Origin of the sequence: Paraburkholderia polaris, from assembly GCF_012927345.1 — a bacterium.
Taxonomy (GTDB): Bacteria; Pseudomonadota; Gammaproteobacteria; order Burkholderiales; family Burkholderiaceae; genus Paraburkholderia; species Paraburkholderia polaris.
This window is the reverse complement of record NZ_JABBGJ010000039.1, coordinates 1-16,474: the sequence shown is the minus strand read 5'-3', so window position 1 is coordinate 16,474 and position 16,474 is coordinate 1. Positions and strand designations below refer to the sequence as shown.

Annotated in this window: 12 protein-coding genes and 1 rRNA gene; 2 read left to right on the top strand and 11 right to left on the bottom strand. The window is 61.3% G+C overall.

Annotation, left to right across the window (positions count from 1 at the left end):
* Positions 1–15 precede the first annotated feature (15 nt).
* The 8 genes from mraY to coq7 all read right to left on the bottom strand — a co-directional run bounded on the left by mraY (position 16) and on the right by coq7 (position 8,920).
* Positions 16–1,185, bottom strand: coding sequence for a phospho-N-acetylmuramoyl-pentapeptide-transferase (gene mraY, locus HHL24_RS31005; protein WP_169489139.1), 1,170 nt, complete (start codon positions 1,183–1,185; stop codon positions 16–18).
* 17 nt (positions 1,186–1,202) lie between these two features.
* Positions 1,203–2,630, bottom strand: a complete 1,428-nt coding sequence (locus HHL24_RS31000) for a UDP-N-acetylmuramoyl-tripeptide--D-alanyl-D-alanine ligase (RefSeq protein WP_169489138.1) — start codon at positions 2,628–2,630, stop codon at positions 1,203–1,205.
* Entirely contained in the window at positions 2,627–4,219 is a 1,593-nt protein-coding gene (locus tag HHL24_RS30995) for a UDP-N-acetylmuramoyl-L-alanyl-D-glutamate--2,6-diaminopimelate ligase (protein WP_169489137.1), read from the bottom strand. Before HHL24_RS30995 ends, HHL24_RS31000 begins: the two co-directional genes overlap by 4 nt.
* Positions 4,216–6,081, bottom strand: a complete 1,866-nt coding sequence (locus HHL24_RS30990) for a peptidoglycan D,D-transpeptidase FtsI family protein (RefSeq protein WP_169489136.1) — start codon at positions 6,079–6,081, stop codon at positions 4,216–4,218. The genes HHL24_RS30995 and HHL24_RS30990 overlap by 4 nt, the downstream gene beginning before the upstream one ends.
* On the bottom strand, positions 6,078–6,428 hold the full coding sequence (gene ftsL / locus HHL24_RS30985) for a cell division protein FtsL (RefSeq protein ID WP_169489135.1): 351 nt from the start codon (positions 6,426–6,428) through the stop codon (positions 6,078–6,080). The genes HHL24_RS30990 and ftsL overlap by 4 nt, the downstream gene beginning before the upstream one ends.
* Entirely contained in the window at positions 6,425–7,378 is a 954-nt protein-coding gene (rsmH, locus tag HHL24_RS30980) for a 16S rRNA (cytosine(1402)-N(4))-methyltransferase RsmH (RefSeq protein WP_169489134.1), read from the bottom strand. The genes ftsL and rsmH overlap by 4 nt, the downstream gene beginning before the upstream one ends.
* Positions 7,379–7,393: 15 nt before the next feature.
* Positions 7,394–7,822 carry a division/cell wall cluster transcriptional repressor MraZ gene (mraZ, locus tag HHL24_RS30975; protein WP_025647927.1) on the bottom strand — a complete coding sequence of 143 codons (429 nt, stop codon included), beginning with the start codon at positions 7,820–7,822 and terminating at the stop codon, positions 7,394–7,396.
* Between the two features lie 465 nt (positions 7,823–8,287).
* Positions 8,288–8,920, bottom strand: a complete 633-nt coding sequence (coq7, locus tag HHL24_RS30970) for a 2-polyprenyl-3-methyl-6-methoxy-1,4-benzoquinone monooxygenase (RefSeq protein ID WP_169489133.1) — start codon at positions 8,918–8,920, stop codon at positions 8,288–8,290.
* A gap of 302 nt (positions 8,921–9,222) precedes the next feature.
* On the opposite strand from coq7, the gene HHL24_RS30965 reads away from it, so the two are divergent.
* Entirely contained in the window at positions 9,223–10,413 is a 1,191-nt protein-coding gene (locus tag HHL24_RS30965; protein WP_169489132.1) for a porin, read from the top strand.
* A 216-nt stretch (positions 10,414–10,629) separates the two neighbouring features.
* Here HHL24_RS30965 and HHL24_RS30960 read toward each other — a convergent pair whose 3' ends face one another.
* Positions 10,630–12,303, bottom strand: coding sequence for a long-chain fatty acid--CoA ligase (locus HHL24_RS30960; protein WP_169489131.1), 1,674 nt, complete (start codon positions 12,301–12,303; stop codon positions 10,630–10,632).
* Between the two features lie 147 nt (positions 12,304–12,450).
* Positions 12,451–14,529, bottom strand: a complete 2,079-nt coding sequence (locus HHL24_RS30955; protein ID WP_169489211.1) for a molybdopterin-containing oxidoreductase family protein — start codon at positions 14,527–14,529, stop codon at positions 12,451–12,453.
* A gap of 178 nt (positions 14,530–14,707) precedes the next feature.
* On the opposite strand from HHL24_RS30955, the gene HHL24_RS30950 reads away from it, so the two are divergent.
* Complete coding sequence (locus tag HHL24_RS30950; protein WP_169489130.1) at positions 14,708–15,904, top strand: M20 aminoacylase family protein; 1,197 nt, start codon at positions 14,708–14,710, stop codon at positions 15,902–15,904.
* Positions 15,905–16,203: 299 nt separating this feature from the next.
* On the opposite strand, the gene rrf is transcribed toward HHL24_RS30950, so the two are convergent.
* A 5S ribosomal RNA gene (rrf, locus tag HHL24_RS30945) occupies positions 16,204–16,316 on the bottom strand.
* Between the last annotated feature and the right edge of the window lie 158 nt (positions 16,317–16,474).

Sequence of the window (16,474 nt, the reverse complement as noted above, 5' to 3'; positions counted from 1 at the left end):
TCCCCTAAATACGACTTAACGCAACTTGAGCGTGGACAAACCGAACAGACACAACATCAACGTGATGATCCAGAAACGCACGACCACCTGCGTTTCCTTCCAGCCCGACAATTCAAAATGGTGATGCAGCGGCGCCATCTTGAAGAGACGACGCCCTTCACCGAAGCGGCGCTTGGTGAACTTGAACCACGTAACCTGCAACATCACGGAGAGCGTCTCCGCGACGAAAATGCCGCCCATGATGAAGAGCACGATTTCCTGACGCACGATCACCGCAACTGTGCCGAGCGCGCCGCCCAGCGCCAATGCGCCGACGTCACCCATGAACATCTGCGCCGGGTGCGTGTTGAACCAGAGGAACGCAAGCCCTGCCCCACCCATCGCCGAACAGAAGATCAGCAATTCGCCCGCACCGGGGATATGTGGAAACAGCAGGTACTTCGAATAGACCGAGCTACCCATCACATAAGCGAACACGCCGAGCGAAGCACCGACCAGCACGACCGGCATGATCACGAGCCCGTCGAGACCGTCGGTGAGATTCACCGCGTTGCTCGCGCCGACAATCACCAGATACGTCAGCACGATGAAGCCCCACACGCCGAGCGGATAGCTGATCGATTTGACGAACGGCAACAACAGATCGGCGCGCGCCGGCAAGCCCATCGACAAGCCGCTGCGCACCCACGCCATGAACAGGTCGAACACGCGCACGTTGCTCGCTTCGGACACGCTGAACGCGAGATACACCGCCGCGAACAGGCCGATCACCGACTGCCAGAAATACTTTTCGCGCGACGACATCCCGCGCGGGTCCTTGTAGACCACCTTGCGGTAATCGTCGACCCAGCCGATCACGCCGAACCCGAACGTGACCAGCATCACGATCCAGATGAAGCGGTTGGTCAGATCGGCCCACAACAGCGTCGCCACGGCAATACCGAGCAGGATCAGCACGCCGCCCATGGTCGGCGTACCGGATTTAACGAGGTGCGTTTGCGGGCCGTCTTTACGAACGGCCTGGCCGACCTTCATCGCGGTCAGCTTGCGGATCACCGCCGGGCCACAGACGAGCCCGATCAGCAGCGCGGTGATGGTGGCCATCACCGCACGGAAAGTCAGATAACTGAACACGCGCAAGAAGCTTGCGTCATTCTGCAGCCATTGCGCCAGCGCCAGGAGCATGCTTCGGTCCTTCTATTTCAATGTGCGGCGGGCGTATTGCCCGCTGCGTTGGGTTGTGGACTCGTTACGGCGTCCACCACGCGTTCCATTTGCATGAAGCGCGAGCCTTTCACGAGAAGCGTTGCAGCGGGGCCGTAACCGGCTTGCTGCAATTGCGCGACCAGCGTGCCGACATCGGCCACGTGATGCGCGCCCGTGCCATACGCGGTGCAGGCGTCGCGCGAGGCGTCGCCCACGGCGTATAGCGCGTCGATGCCGCGTTCTTTTGCGTAGGCGCCGACTTCGCGGTGAAACACCGGGCCGTTGTCGCCGACCTCGCCCATGTCGCCCATCACCAGCACGCGCGGTGATTCGCGCGACGCGAGCACGTCGATCGCCGCGCGCATCGAATCGGGGTTTGCGTTGTAGGTGTCGTCGATCACGGTTGCGCCGGCGAGTGTGCCGAGCGCGGCGCGCTTCACCTGCAACCGGCCCTTCACGGCGCCGAACGATTCGAGGCCGCGCTTGATCACGTCGAGCGGCACGCCTGCGGCAAGCGCAGCCGAAGTCGCAGCCAACGCGTTGTGCGCGTTGTGATTGCCAAGCACTTGCAGCGTGACGTCGATGTGGCCTTCCGGCGTGTCGATACTCAGAACATTGCCTGCGAACGTGCCCGTTACCGCGGCTTCGGTCACGCGCTCGGCAGCGTTCAAAGCGAAGTCGATGATGCGGTTGCCAGTTGCCGCGACGCGCCAGATGCTCGCGTAGGCATCGTCGGCCGGGAACACGGCGACGCCTTCCGGCGTCAGCGCGTGAATCACGCTGGCGTGTTCGAGCGCGACGGCTTCGACCGTCGCCATGAATTCCTGATGCTCGCGCTGTGCGTTGTTCACCACCGCGACCGTCGGCTCGGCAATCTTCGCGAGCAGCGAGGTCTCGCCCGGATGGTTCATGCCGAGTTCGACCACCGCCAGTTGATGCGCGGCGTGCAGACGGAACAACGTAAGCGGCAAGCCGATGTCGTTGTTGAAGTTGCCAGCAGTCGCGAGGCGTGCGTCCGCGCCAACCGCAGCGGCGAAGATGGACGCGATCATTTCCTTGACCGTCGTCTTGCCATTGCTGCCCGTCACGGCGACAAGCGGCATGCTGAATTTGCGCCGCCAGCCGCGCGCGAGTGCGCCGAGCGCCACACGCGTATCGGCCACGCGCAACGCGGGCACATGCCAGTCGTCAGGCGTGCGAGCGACAAGCGCGGCGCTGACGTTGCGCGACGCGACTTCCGGCAGGAAATCGTGCGCGTCGAAACGGTCACCCTTGATCGCGACGAACAGATCGCCCGGACCAGCGCTACGGCTATCGGTCGAAACGCGTTCGAACGTGACGCTATCGTCCCCCAGCACGTTTGCGCCGGGGATCAGCGCGGCGGCTTCACGCAGCGAAAACATCGCGACACCTCGCTGGGTCATTCGCCACCTCCGCGTGCGTGCGTCGCTCGTGCGGCGAGCGCAAGGCGAGCGTGGTCCTGATCGGAGAAAGCGCGTTTCTTACCCATGATTTCCTGTGTTGCTTCATGCCCCTTGCCGGCCAGCACGATGACGTCTTCGCGCGCTGCGCCGCGGATCGCTTGCAGGATCGCGCTGGCGCGGTCCTCGATGCGGCGTGCTTTCGACGCGTCTTTCATACCTGCGGCAATCTGCTCGATGATCGACTGCGGATCTTCGCTGCGCGGGTTGTCGCTGGTCACGACCACGCCGTCGGCGAGCTTCTCGGCGATCGCTCCCATTAGCGGACGCTTGGTCGCGTCACGGTCGCCGCCGCAGCCGAACATGCAGATCAGTTCGCCACCGCGTGCCGCCGCCATCGGGCGCAGTGCTTCCAGGGTCTTTTCCAGCGCATCCGGGGTGTGCGCGTAGTCGATCACGACGAGCGGCTCATCGTTCTGCAAGCGGCCGCCGAGACGTTGCATGCGGCCATTCACCGGTTCGAGCTTCGCCAGTTCGGCAAGCGCGGCGTCAAAGGGCACGTCGGCTGCAAGCAAAGCGCCGAGTACGCCGAGCAGATTGCTGACGTTGAATGCGCCGAGTGTTTGCACTTCGACTTCGGCGTTGCCCCAGTCTGATGTGGCCAGATGAAACGCGGTGCCAGTCGCGGTTGCGCGCACATTCGAGGCGAGCAACAATGCGGCGGCGCCCGACGCATCGGCGCTCGACGCAGCGGCGCCCGACGCATCGGCTTGCGGCGCGTCTTTGAGCGATTCGTCGAGGCCGTAGGCGATCGTGCGCGCGTGGCCCTTCGTGCTCGCGAGCAGACGGCGACCGGCGGCATCGTCACGGTTGATCACCGCGGCACGCAGTTCCGGCCATGCGAATAGACGCGCCTTGGCAGCTTCGTAGGCTTCGAACGTGCCGTGATAGTCGAGGTGGTCTTGCGTGAGATTCGTGAACACGGCGATGTCGAACGCCGTGCCGTTCACGCGACCTTGATGCAAGGCGTGCGACGACACTTCCATCGCCACTGCTTGCGCACCGGCGTCGCGCAGCTGCGCGAGACTGCGTTGCAGTTGCGGCGCGTCAGGCGTCGTGAAGCCGGTGTGCACGAGGTGACCCGGCAGACCGGTGCCGAGCGTGCCGATGATCGCGCAACGTTTGCCGAGCGCGGTCAGCGCTGCGGAAATCCACTGGCTGCAAGAGGTCTTGCCGTTAGTGCCGGTGATGCCGACCGTCAGCATGCCGTCGCTCGGATCGTTATACCAGGCGCTCGCAATCGAACCTGCGAGTTCGTTCAACGCCGGCACGGCCAGTGTCGTGGACGCATCGATCGCGCCGCTAAAGCCTTCGGGCTGAACCAACACGGCTGCTGCGCCACGCTCGATCGCGCCGTCGATGAACGGGCGGTTGTCAGCGCCGTCGACCGCGTAGGCAAAAAACGCATCGCCCGCTGCGATCGAGCGCGTGTCGGCGTGCAGATGCGCGCCTGGCTGCACGCGGGCGTGCAGCCAGTTAAGTGCGTCGGCGATCTGCCGGTGCGCTGGATGCTTCTTACGCAGCGCGCTCATCGCACAACTCCAGGATGAATTTTCGCGTTGGCGGAGATCGTCATCTTCTTCGCCCCGCTGCTGGTGGAAAGTTTCTTGACCGTCGCGGGTGAGGGCGGCGCGCTCGGCGCGGCAGGCGCCGAATCGTCCGACACGACCATCTGTTTGACCGGCATATCCGGCGGCACATTCAGCGAACGCAGCGTATCGCCGACGATCGCCGAGAACACCGGACCGGACACCTGACCGCCGAAGTGGCTGCCCGCAGTCGGTTCGTCGACCGACACGGCGACGACGATGCGCGGATTCGGCATTGGCGCCATGCCGACGAACGAAGCGCGGTACTTGGAGTGGTCGTAGCCGTGAGCGCCGTGCTTGTAGGCGGTACCGCTCTTGCCGCCGACGCGATAGCCCGGCACGGCCGCATCCGGCGACGTGCCGCCGGGCGCCGTGACGGTTTCGAGCATCGCGCGCACTTCGCGAGCGGTGGTGGGCGCAAAAATTTGCGGCCCCGTTGCCGGTTGATCGCCTGGCGTGCGGAAAATCGACACCGGCATGATCTCGCCGTCATGCGCGATCGCGGTGTACGCACGGCCCAACTGGAACAGCGACACCGATAAGCCGTAGCCGTACGACATGGTCGCCTGCTCGATGCGGCGCCAGCTCTTCCATGGACGCAGACGGCCCGCCGCCGCGCCCGGGAAGCCGACCTTAGGCGCCTGGCCGAGACCGATGCTGGTGTACATGTTCCACATCTCTTCGGGCTTGAGCTGCATGGCGATCTTCGTCGCGCCGATGTTGCTCGACTTCTGGATCACGCCGCCCACCGTCAGCACGCCAAACGCGCTGTCGTCGGTAATCGGCGCACCGTCGAGCACAAAGCGGCCCGGTCCCGTATCTACCAGTGTAGTCGGCGTCACGCGGTGCAGGTCGAGCGCGAGCGACACCGTAAACGGCTTCATGATCGAGCCCGGCTCGAAGGTGTCCGTGAGAATGCGGTTGCGCAGCTGGTCGCCCGTGAGGTGCGAACGGTCGTTCGGGTTGTACGTCGGGTAGTTAACCAGCGCAAGCACTTCGCCGGTCCGCACGTCGATCACCATCGCCGCGCCGGCCTTCGCCTTGAATTTTTCGACGGCCGCTTTCAGGTTCGTATAAGCGATGTACTGGATCTTGCTGTCGATCGAGAGATCGACGTCCTGGCCGTTATGCGGCACAACCTGTTCGTCCACGTCCTCGATGATGTGGCCCATGCGGTCTTTAATGACGCGGCGGCTGCCCGACATACCGGCCAACAACTTCTGGTCGCCGAGTTCGACGCCTTCCTGGCCTTCGTCTTCCACGTTGGTGAAGCCGATCAGGTGAGCCGTGATCTCGCCTTCCGGATAGAAGCGCTTGTACTCGTCGCGCGCGTAAATGCCGGGGATGTCCAGCGCGGTGACTTTCGCGGCGACGTCGACCGGGACCTGGCGCTTCACGTAGACGAAGTTCTTGTCCTCCGACAGCTTGGCGCGCAATTCCTTGTTCGTCATTTCGAGCAGCGTGCCGAGCTGGTTCAGCTTGTCGGCGCCGAGGTCGTCCGGCACCGAGTCGGGAATCGCCCAGATCGCGCGCACCGGCAGACTCGTGGCGAGCACGAGGCCGTTGCGGTCGAGAATCTTGCCGCGCGTGGCCGGCAGTTCGAGGCGGCGCTGATAGCGGATTTCACCCTGCTTCTGATAGAAGGCGTTGCCCGGCCCCTGAATCCAGAAGGCGCGCGCGGTCAGCGCGACAAACGCCATGAACAGCATGAACACGACGAGTTTCGAGCGCCACATGGGCAGGCGCACCGACAGAATCGGGTTCGCCGAAAAGGCGACACTTTTGCGAGTCGACGATTTTTTCATCGCACGCCTCCGCGACGGGTCGCAACCGGCGCCGAGGCTGGGCCGGAAGTCGGGATCGGCGCGTCCTCAGCCCTGGCGGCGCCCGGGTCGAGCGTCAGGTACTGGGTGCGCCCGGTCGTGACCGATTGCATCTTCAGAGAATCAGTGGCGATCTGCTCGATGCGCGAAGTCTTCGACAACGCGCTCTGCTGATATTGAAGCTGTGAATAATCCTGCTGCAGCTGGCGCTCCTGCGATTGCGCGCGCTGCAACTGAATAAAGATCTGGCGCTGCTGATTGGTTGCGTTGACGACAGACAAAGCGCAGCCCATCACGATCATCAGCAGGAAGATATTGAGGCGACTCATGGTGCGATCCGCTCCGCCACACGCATCACGGCAGAACGGGCGCGCGGGTTCGCGGCGACTTCAGCGTCGCTTGCGAACACGCGGCCGATGATTTTGAGCGGAGGGCTCGGCAGATCGACTGCGCGAATCGGCAGACGGCGGTCTACCGCTGGCGTACTGGCGTGCGCCTGCATGAATCGCTTGACGATCCGGTCCTCGAGCGAATGAAAGCTGATGACCACCAGCCGCCCCCCTTGCTCCAACAGCGACAACGCTGCTTCTAAAACGACTTGCAGCTCCGCAAGCTCTTGATTGATGTGAATCCGTATAGCTTGAAAGGTGCGGGTTGCCGGATCCTTGCCCTTCTCACGGGTTTTGACGACGTTAGCCACGATTTGGGCAAGCTCGCCCGTGCTGACGAGAGGCCCAAGACGGTCGGACTCTGCCCGGCGAGCAACAAGCGCCTTTGCAATCTGAAAAGCAAACCGTTCTTCCCCATAATCTCGTATCACCTCCGTCAGTTCCTGCACCGTGGCCCGCGCCAGCCAGTCAGCTGCGGACTCGCCGCGCGTCGGGTCCATCCGCATGTCGAGCGGGCCGTCGGCGCGGAAACTGAAACCCCGCTCCGGATCGTCGACTTGTGGCGACGACACGCCCAGATCCAGCAAAACACCCGACACCCGCCCTACTCCACGCTCCGCAATCGCGTCACGCAGTGAAGCAAAACTCTCGTGCACGATGCCAAAGCGCGGATCGGCGATCTGCTGAGCTGTGGCGATGGCGAGCGGGTCTTTGTCGAACGCAATCAGGCGCCCCGACTCACCCAGCTTCTCCAGCACCAACCGGCTATGGCCACCGCGCCCGAACGTACCGTCCACATAAACGCCGTCCGCGCGTGTAACCAGCGCGCTGACCGCTTCTTCCAGCAGCACCGTGCGATGCTGCAATTCATTTCCCATCGCAGGTGCCATATATGTAGTCCGCGATCAGAACGTGAAATTCTTTAACGCTTCGGGCATGCCCTCGGCGATCGCTGCCTGTTCCTTTGCTGCGTAAATTTGTGCATCCCACAATTCAAAGTGACGACCCATGCCGAGCAGGTTCACTTCTTTCTCCAGCGAGCCGGCCGCGCGCAATTCCGGCGACACGAGCACACGGCCCGCGCCGTCCATATCGACGTCCATGGCATTACCGAGAAAAATGCGCTTCCACCAGGCTGCGTTCATGGGCAGCTTGTCGACCTTGTCGCGGAAGATCTCCCACTCCGGGCGCGGAAAGAGCAACAGGCAGCCGTCCGGGTGCTTGGTGATCGTCACCCGGCCCTCTGCCTGTGTTTGCAGCGCATCCCGATAGCGAGAGGGAATCGACATCCGCCCTTTCGCATCGAGCGTCAGCGCCGACGCCCCTTGGAACACTTCGCTCTCCCCTGTCGACCAGAGTTAGCGCTTTAGCGCTTTACTCTGGTCCCATGCAACGTAGTTGCTCGCGGCGTTTTTGCGCCGGCTGCCCGATTCGTGAAAATCTACCCGAAACTGCCGGTGAGATCACACAAAAATACACTTTCTCACACTGTCTCCCACTTTAGAGTAACGCTAAACAGGGGTCAAGGGAGATACACGCTTTTCGAGCGAATTTTGTTTGTTAGAACAAGGACTTAGCGCGACTCCTTCACGTCAGACATAAAACGGAAAACCGTTATAAATGAATGAGCTAGTGAACCTTGTGAAGGTGATACGTGAAAAGTACGAGGGAAAGGCGCGGAATGTAAGAGATCGTGAAGCGGGATCGGGAGGTGTTTGCTGGCGTTCCAGGTATTTCGGGCGGACGGCGCGCGAAGCGCCGCCCCACTTTCAGGCGGTGCGTGAGCAGAGGTCTCGAACTTATATGTAGTAAGCGGTGCGAGTCATGACTTTCGATACAGCGCGCATCAACGCGCGCGCCGGGAACGGCAACTCGACGCCGCCTGCGTCCATAGCGGACTTACCATGCTCCGCCTCGTCGACGCGCATCTGTTCGACGATTGCGCGCGACTCACGGTCAGCCGCGGGCAACTGATCCAGATGGCTATCCAGATGCTGTTCAACCTGGCGTTCGGTTTCGGCCATGAAGCCGAGACTCACCCGATCACCCAGGCGGCCTGCCGCGAGGCCGATTGCCAACGCACCTGTGTACCAGAGCGGGTTCAACAGGCTTGGACGCGAATCGAGCGCCGCGAGGCGTTTGGCGGTCCACGCCAGATGATCCTCTTCTTCTATGGCAGCGTGATTAAACACGGCCCGCAAAGACGGCGACCTGGTAGCGAGTTTCTGAGCCTGGTAAAGCGCCTGAGCGCACACCTCACCGACATGGTTCACGCGCATCAAACCGGCCGCGTGCGCGCGTTCCGCCGGGGAGAGTTCCGCAGGCTCCGCCGCCGATTCTTGCGGAACCGGCAACGGACGACTCATCCGTGACACGCCGGTCATCGAGCGTAAACCCCTATCAAACTCGCTAATCAACTCGTCCAGAAACATTCAGCACTCCCTGATTCGACAACCGGCCCGCCGCGCTGATGGGTACACGCGACAAGGCTTTGCGCGGCAAAACCGATTTCGCGAAGACCTTGAATTCAAACGATTCCGACGGCCAACGTCCAATTTTAGACCATGTTGCGTAAACGAAACAGGAACCGTGCTGGCCATCTCCTTTTTCTTTGTGGCATGTATGCCTTTTGTTACATTACGTGCAACTTCTCGCGAAGTTGGACAAGCAAGGCCTCAACGCTAGACAAATATTCGCCTTGTACAAAAGATTCGTAATCCTTGGAGATCATTCGATGAAAAAGTCGCTTCTCGCTCTCGCAGCACTGGGCGCATTCGCAGGCGTCGCTCATGCTCAGAGCAGCGTGACCCTGTACGGTATCATTGACGAAGGCTTCAACATCAACACCAACTCGGGTGGCAAGCACCTGTACAACCTGTCCAGCGGCGTTCTGCAAGGTTCGCGTTTCGGCCTGCGCGGCACGGAAGATCTGGGCGGCGGTCTGAAGGCAATCTTCGTGTTGGAAAACGGCTTTGACGTGAACAGCGGCAAGCTGGGTCAAGGCGGCCTGATGTTCGGTCGTCAAGCTTACGTCGGCCTGTCGAGCCAGTTCGGCACGGTCACGCTGGGTCGTCAGTACGACTCCGTCGTTGACTACGTCGGTCCGCTGGAAGCGGGCGACCAATGGGGCGGCTACATCGCTGCTCACCCGGGCGACATCGACAACTTCAACAACGCGTACCGCACCAACAACACGGTTAAGTACACGAGCCAGAACTACAACGGCCTGACGTTCGGCGGCACGTACAGCTTCGGTGGCCAGGCAGGCAACTTCACCGGCAACCAGATCTGGTCGTTGGGCGCTGGCTACAACAACGGTCCGTTGGTCTTGGGCGTCGGCTACTTGAACGCGCGCACCCCGGCAGCATCGGGCGGCCTGTTCAACGACGGTGGCACGGCTTCGACGAACGCGGGTGCCCTCTCGAACTTCGCCGTGCAGTCGCCGGTCTATGCCAGCTACGCTTCGGCTAACACGTACCAAGTGATCGGTGCGGGTGGTGCATACACGTTCGGCGCCGCAACGATTGGCCTGACGTACTCGAACATCAAGTTCTCGAACCTCGGCGTGGCGTTCGCACAACCGGCGGTCCGTGGTCAATCGGCTACGTTCAACAATGCGGAACTCAACTTCAAGTATCAGTTGACCCCGGCATTGCTGGTCGGCGCTGCATATGACTACACCCGCGGCGCGAGCATCGACGGCGCATCGACCGCCCAGTATCACCAAGGCGCGGTTGGCGTGGACTACTTCCTGTCCAAGCGTACCGACGTGTACGTGACGGGTGTGTACCAACACGCTCTGGGCGAAGTGCTGAATCAAGCTGGCACTGGCGTGGTTGACGCAACGGCAGGCATCAACGGCCTGACGGGTTCGTCGAACCAGAACCAGTTCACGGCTCGCATCGGTATCCGCCACAAGTTCTAATAAGTCGTAATAAAGCAGTTTGCCTCAAAGGCGCCTTCGGGCGCCTTTTTTTATAGCCGCGCGCCGCGCATTGTCGGCTGGTTTGCGTGGAGACGACGGCTCAGAGAGAAGGCCCGGCAGACGTTCGTCTGCCGGGCCTTCTTTTTCTTCGCCGCAAATGCGCGTTACTTCGTCTCAGCTCTGTTCAGGCCGGCAGGCTCGACGCGCATGACGCGCTTACGCCCGGCCGTCGCGCAATTCGCGACGCAGAATCTTGCCGACATTGCTCTTGGGCAGCTCAGTCCGGAATTCGACGATCTTCGGCCGCTTGTAGCCGGTCAACTGCGTTTTGCAGTACGTGAAGATGTCTGCATCAGTAAGTGCCTGGTCCTTTTTCACGATGAACAGCTTTACCGCTTCGCCTGAATGCTGATCCGGCACGCCGACCGCGGCAACTTCGAACACCCCCGGCATCTTGGCGACCACGTCTTCGATCTCGTTCGGATAGACGTTGAAGCCGGAGACCAGAATCATGTCCTTCTTCCGGTCGACGATCTTGACGAAGCCATTTTCGTTCATCAAGCCGACATCGCCCGATTTGAAGAAGCCATCCGGCGTCATGACCTTGGCCGTTTCGTCCGGACGGTTCCAGTAGCCAGCCATCACCTGCGGGCCGCGAATGCAGATTTCTCCCGGCTGGCCGAGCGGCACCTCGTTGCCTTCATCATCGCGAATCGAGATTTCCGTCGATGGCAGCGGCAAACCGATCGTGCCGCTATATTCCGTGACGGTGACCGGATTGCAGGTGACGCACGGCGACGTCTCCGACAGACCGTAGCCCTCGATGATCGGCGTATGGGTATGCTCGAACCAGCGCTTGGCGACGGCTTCCTGCACCGCCATACCGCCGCCATTTGCGGCGATCAGCTTCGAAAAATCAAGTTTGTGGAAGTCCGGGCTGTTCAGCATTGCGTTGTACAACGTGTTGACGGCCGGAATCGTCGTGATCGAATAGCCTTCCAGCGCCTTGATCATGCCGGGGATGTCGCGCGGATTTGGAATCAGCACGCCGAGGCCGCCCGTACGGATTGTCAGCAGTCCACAGACCGTCAGCGCAAAGACGTGATAAAGCGGCAACGCGACAACCGTGATGAACTGATCGATGTCCGTGCGGTTAGCGCGAACCGGATCGAGCCAGATTTCCGACTGCAGTACGTTGGCGATCAGGTTCCGATGCAAGAGCGTCGCGCCCTTGGCCACGCCGGTCGTGCCGCCCGTGTACTGTAGAAACGCGACGTCCTCCGGGCCTTGCTGGACCGACTTGAAACTTTGGCGGCCGCCCTCGGCGATCGCGGTGTTGAATTTGACGTGGCCGGGCAGACTCCATGCCGGCACCATCTTCTTCACGCGGCGCACGACGAAGTTCACCAGTGTGCCCTTCACGCCCATCAGATCGCCCATTGCGACGACGACAATGTGCTTGACCGACGTATTGCGCACGATCGCCTGCAGCGTGACAGCGAAGTTCTCGAGCAGGATGATCGCTTCCGCGCCGCTGTCCTTGAGCTGATGCTCGAGCTCCCGCGGGGTGTAAAGCGGGTTCACGTTCACCACCACGTAGCCCGCGCGCAAGATCGCCGCAATGGCGACAGGATATTGCAGCACGTTCGGCATCATGATCGCGATGCGCGCGCCGCGGGCAAGTCCCTTTGACTGAAACCATGCGGCCAGCTTGCGCGAGAGCGCGTCCAGTTCGCCGTAGCTGATCTCCTTGCCCATGCACACGAACGCCGGTTTGGCGCGGTGGTCGCGGAAGGCTTCTTCGAGCAGTTCGGCGACGGACGAATAGCGAGTCGGATCAATCTCTGCGGGAACGCCGGGTGGATAAGATTTCAGCCAGATTTTGTCCATGCAGCGTCTCCTCCTTTATTTTCGAATGGTCGTGCTAAAAATGCATCGTAGCATGGGCATCCCTTTGCTATTCGCGAAAAGCGGCTGAGTTAGACTGCAGCCTCGAACCCATTGGGGGCCGCTGCTGCGAGATTTTTGAGCGTATTTTCAGGCGCGTTCGACTTCGACGAGGCAGTCGTAGAAGGTGGCCGATCCGCCCAGATCGGTGAGCGCCTGGCTGGTGACCTGATTGGCGTTGCGGCCGTCGGGCGCGAGCTTCTTCCACCAGATCGACAAGCCGACCACGAGCCCTTTACGTGCCTTGTCGGTGACGCGAGCGCGCGCCTGCATTGCGCCGCGATCGTTGAATATGCGCACCTGGTCACCCTCGGCGATGTTTCGCTGCTGCGCGTCGGCCGGATGGATGTCCAGGTGCGGCTCGCCTTCCGTCGAGCGCAGGCTTTCGATGTTCACGAAGGTGCTGTTCAGGAAATTGCGGGCAGGCGGCGAGATCATTGCAAGCGGGTAACGGGCGGCGAGCTCGGGCGCTCCGTCTGCGGATTCGTAAGGCGGCAGATAGTCCGGCAACGGATCGAGCCCTTGCTGCGCAAGGCGCTCGCTGAAGAACTCGCATTTACCGGACGGCGTGCGAAAACCGCCCTCGGCGAATGGCGCGTCAGGCAGGTTCAGCGCGGCCCAGCCGGTTTTCTTGAGCGAATCCCAGCTGACGCCTTCGAGCGTTTTGTCATTCCAGCGGAATGCCGACTGCGCGATGGCGTCGTCGCTATCGTAAAGCGCCGGCTCCTGCAGGCCCATGTGGCGCGCCAAGCCGCGAAAGATCTCCGTGTTCGGGCGTGCATCGCCGACCGGCGCGATCGCCGGCAAGTTGACCATCACGTGGGTGTGCCCGTACGACTTGTGCACGTCGAGGTGCTCGAGTTGCGTCGTGGCAGGCAAGAGCAGATCGGCGTAGTCCGCGGTGTCGGTCTGAAAGTGCTCGAGCACGATCGTGAACAGGTCTTCGCGTGCAAAACCTGCCGCAACCCGTTCGGAGTCCGGTGCGACCGCGACCGGATTCGAGTTATAGACGATGATCGCCTCGACTTTCGGACCGAACGTGGCGTCGCCCAAGTGCAGCAACGCGTCGCCGATTGCGTTCATATTGATGACGCGCGATGCCTTGGCGGGCCAGCCCGGCATCAGGTCCGGGCGCTGCAACGCGTGCGAGTCCACCGGCGCCCACCCGCCCGAGGACAACAGCGCACCGCCCGCCCGCTCGCGCCACGCGCCTGTCAGCGAAGGCAGACAGGCGATTGCGCGTACGGCATTACCGCCGCCACGCACCCGCTGCATGCCGTAGTTCATCCGAATCGCGGCCTTTTTCGTGCTGCCGTAAAGGCGTGCAAGATCGACGATCACCTGCTCGTCCACACCGCAAATTTGACCAGCACGTGAGGGCGGATAACTGAGCGCGCGCGCCTTGAGTTCATCGAAGCCCAGCGTATGGGCCGCGATGTAGGCGTGATCGAGCAGATCTTCGTTGATCAACACGTTGATCATGCCGAGCGCTAAAGCGCCGTCGGTTCCGGGTTTCAATGCAATGTGCTGGTGGCATTTTTCCGCCGTCAGCGAGCGGTACGGGTCGATTGCGATCAGCCGTGCACCCCGCCGCTTGGCTTCCTGGGCGCGCGTCCAGAAGTGCAGATTCGACGCGATTGGATTTGAGCCCCAAATCAGGATGACCTCGCTCTCAGCGAAAAACTCGGTGAGCATGCCGAGGCTGGCGCCGTAGGTATATTTCAGCCCGGCCGCACCAGCGGCTGCGCAAATCGTGCGGTCCAGCTGTGATGCCCCGAGTTTGTGAAAGAACCGCTGCGCAATACTGTCACCCTGAACCAGGCCCATCGTGCCGGCATAGCTGTACGGCATGATGGCTTCTGGCGCTCGGTTTGCGATCTCCGACAGGCGTGCTGCGGCTAGCTCGAACGCCTCATCCCAGCTGATCGGTTCAAAACGGCCTTCGCCTTTGCGGCCGATGCGCTTCATCGGTGTCGTCAACCGATGCGGATGGTGTACCCGCTCGGCATAGCGGCTGACCTTGGTACATAGCGCGCCTTGAGTCGGAGGGTGATCGGGATCGCCGACGACCTTGACCGCCCGTCCGCCTTCGACGGTTACGCGCATCGCACAGGTATCGGGACAATCGTGCGGGCATACCGCGCGGGCGAATTCAGTCGGGGCATTGATCGGCGGTCCGTCCATGAGAACGGTAAGCGGTGGGGTGACTCCGGATTTTATTACGTCCGTTGGCCGTTGATCCGCATAGTGCCGCCAAAAATGGCTTCGGCGTAGAATCGACTATCAACGTGCCCGGGCGATATGGCCCCGAGCGATTCCACGCAAAGCAAAGCACAAGTGCACCATCATGAAACTGATCCCAGAAATCCAGGCCGCCCGCGGCGAAATTCAAACCCTCCGACGAACGATTCATGCGCACCCCGAGTTGCGTTACGAAGAAACAGCAACTGCGGATCTGGTTGCCAGGACACTTGAGTCCTGGGGCATCGAAACTCATCGCGGATTGGGCAAAACGGGCGTAGTCGGCGTGCTGAAACGCGGCAACGGATCGCGCTCGATCGGACTGCGCGCCGACATGGATGCGCTGCCGATTCAGGAACTCAACAGTTTCGACCATCGCTCGCAGAACGACGGCAAAATGCACGCGTGCGGCCATGACGGACATACCGCGATGCTGCTCGGCGCGGCGCGGCATCTGGTCAAGCACGGCGAATTTGACGGCACGATCGTGTTCATCTTTCAACCGGCAGAAGAAGGGGGTGCCGGCGCACAGGCCATGATCGACGATGGCCTGTTTACGAAGTTTCCGGTCGATGCGGTTTTCGGAGTTCACAACTGGCCAGGCATGCCGGCAGGCCACTTCGGCGTGACCGAAGGCCCGATCATGGCGTCCAGCAACGAATTTCGTATTGAAATAAAAGGAGTGGGTGCGCATGCGGCGCTCCCGCATAATGGCCGCGACCCCGTCTTCACGGTGGTGCAGATCGCGAATGGGCTGCAGAGCATCATCACGCGAAACAAGAAGCCGCTCGATACCGCGGTACTGTCGATCACCCAGATCCACGCTGGCGACGCCGTCAATGTTGTTCCGGACGATGCATGGATCGCAGGCACCGTGCGGACTTTTACCACCGAAACGCTCGATCTGATTGAAGCACGCATGCGCAAGATCGCCGAGAGCACAGCTGAGGCTTACGATTGCTCGGTCGATATCCACTTCCATCGCAACTATCCGCCGACCATCAACAGTAGCGAAGAGACCCGCTTCGCTGTGGCAGTCATGAAGGAAATTGTCGGAGCAGAAAATGTCGACGACTCGGTCGAGCCGACGATGGGCGCCGAGGATTTTTCGTTCATGCTGCTGGCGAAGCCGGGCTGTTACGCGTTTCTCGGTAATGGCGACGGTGGTCACCGAGACTCAGGACATGGTGCAGGGCCTTGCATGCTGCATAACGCGAGCTATGACTTCAACGACGAGCTACTGCCGATCGGCTCAACGTACTGGGTTCAGCTGGCACAACGATTCCTGGCAGAGCAGAAATAAGGTGGTTTGGGTGGACTGACGTCGGACGTGCTTATCTGGAGTTGACGGGTTACGCGAACGCGCTCCGGATCGGGAAGGAGTGATGCCGGAGGAATTGGATCGCATCGGGCAAGGTCGCGCGATGCTTTCAGCTCCGGCCGTTATGACGGACAGACACCCGGACGAAGTCCCGGTGTGAGCGTGCTATCGCAGTCGTGATGGCACGGCTGGACGCGAGGCTCGCTCTGCGTGCGGTTTTTTACGGCCGCAAACGCAAAAACCCCACCTTGTGGGGTGGGGTTTTTGCTTGCTGCTGGGGAGCCTGACGATTACCTACTTTCACACGGGAATCCGCACTATCATCGGCGTGGAGTCGTTTCACGGTCCTGTTCGGGATGGGAAGGGGTGGGACCGACTCGCTATGGTCATCAGGCATGACTTGTTGTCGTGTCGCCTTTGTGGGCGGCACAACCAATCTGGAAGAAGTAGTTTCTGGTGATGCTCACCAGAGGGGTAAAGCTGTTGGGGTTGTGTTGTTTCTGGCACAACACTGATCTCAACCGTCACGTGCTACCCCCTTTCGGGGGTGGC

Bases quoted from the DNA above. Each gene is read 5' to 3' on its own strand.
- mraY (WP_169489139.1), bottom strand. From the start codon at position 1,185: ATGCTCCTGGCGCTGGCGCAATGGCTGCAGAATGACGCAAGCTTCTTG.
- HHL24_RS31000 (WP_169489138.1), bottom strand. From the start codon at position 2,630: ATGACCCAGCGAGGTGTCGCGATGTTTTCGCTGCGTGAAGCCGCCGCG.
- HHL24_RS30995 (WP_169489137.1), bottom strand. From the start codon at position 4,219: ATGAGCGCGCTGCGTAAGAAGCATCCAGCGCACCGGCAGATCGCCGAC.
- HHL24_RS30990 (WP_169489136.1), bottom strand. From the start codon at position 6,081: ATGAAAAAATCGTCGACTCGCAAAAGTGTCGCCTTTTCGGCGAACCCG.
- ftsL (WP_169489135.1), bottom strand. From the start codon at position 6,428: ATGAGTCGCCTCAATATCTTCCTGCTGATGATCGTGATGGGCTGCGCT.
- rsmH (WP_169489134.1), bottom strand. From the start codon at position 7,378: ATGGCACCTGCGATGGGAAATGAATTGCAGCATCGCACGGTGCTGCTG.
- coq7 (WP_169489133.1), bottom strand. From the start codon at position 8,920: ATGTTTCTGGACGAGTTGATTAGCGAGTTTGATAGGGGTTTACGCTCG.
- HHL24_RS30965 (WP_169489132.1), top strand. From the start codon at position 9,223: ATGAAAAAGTCGCTTCTCGCTCTCGCAGCACTGGGCGCATTCGCAGGC.
- HHL24_RS30960 (WP_169489131.1), bottom strand. From the start codon at position 12,303: ATGGACAAAATCTGGCTGAAATCTTATCCACCCGGCGTTCCCGCAGAG.
- HHL24_RS30950 (WP_169489130.1), top strand. From the start codon at position 14,708: ATGAAACTGATCCCAGAAATCCAGGCCGCCCGCGGCGAAATTCAAACC.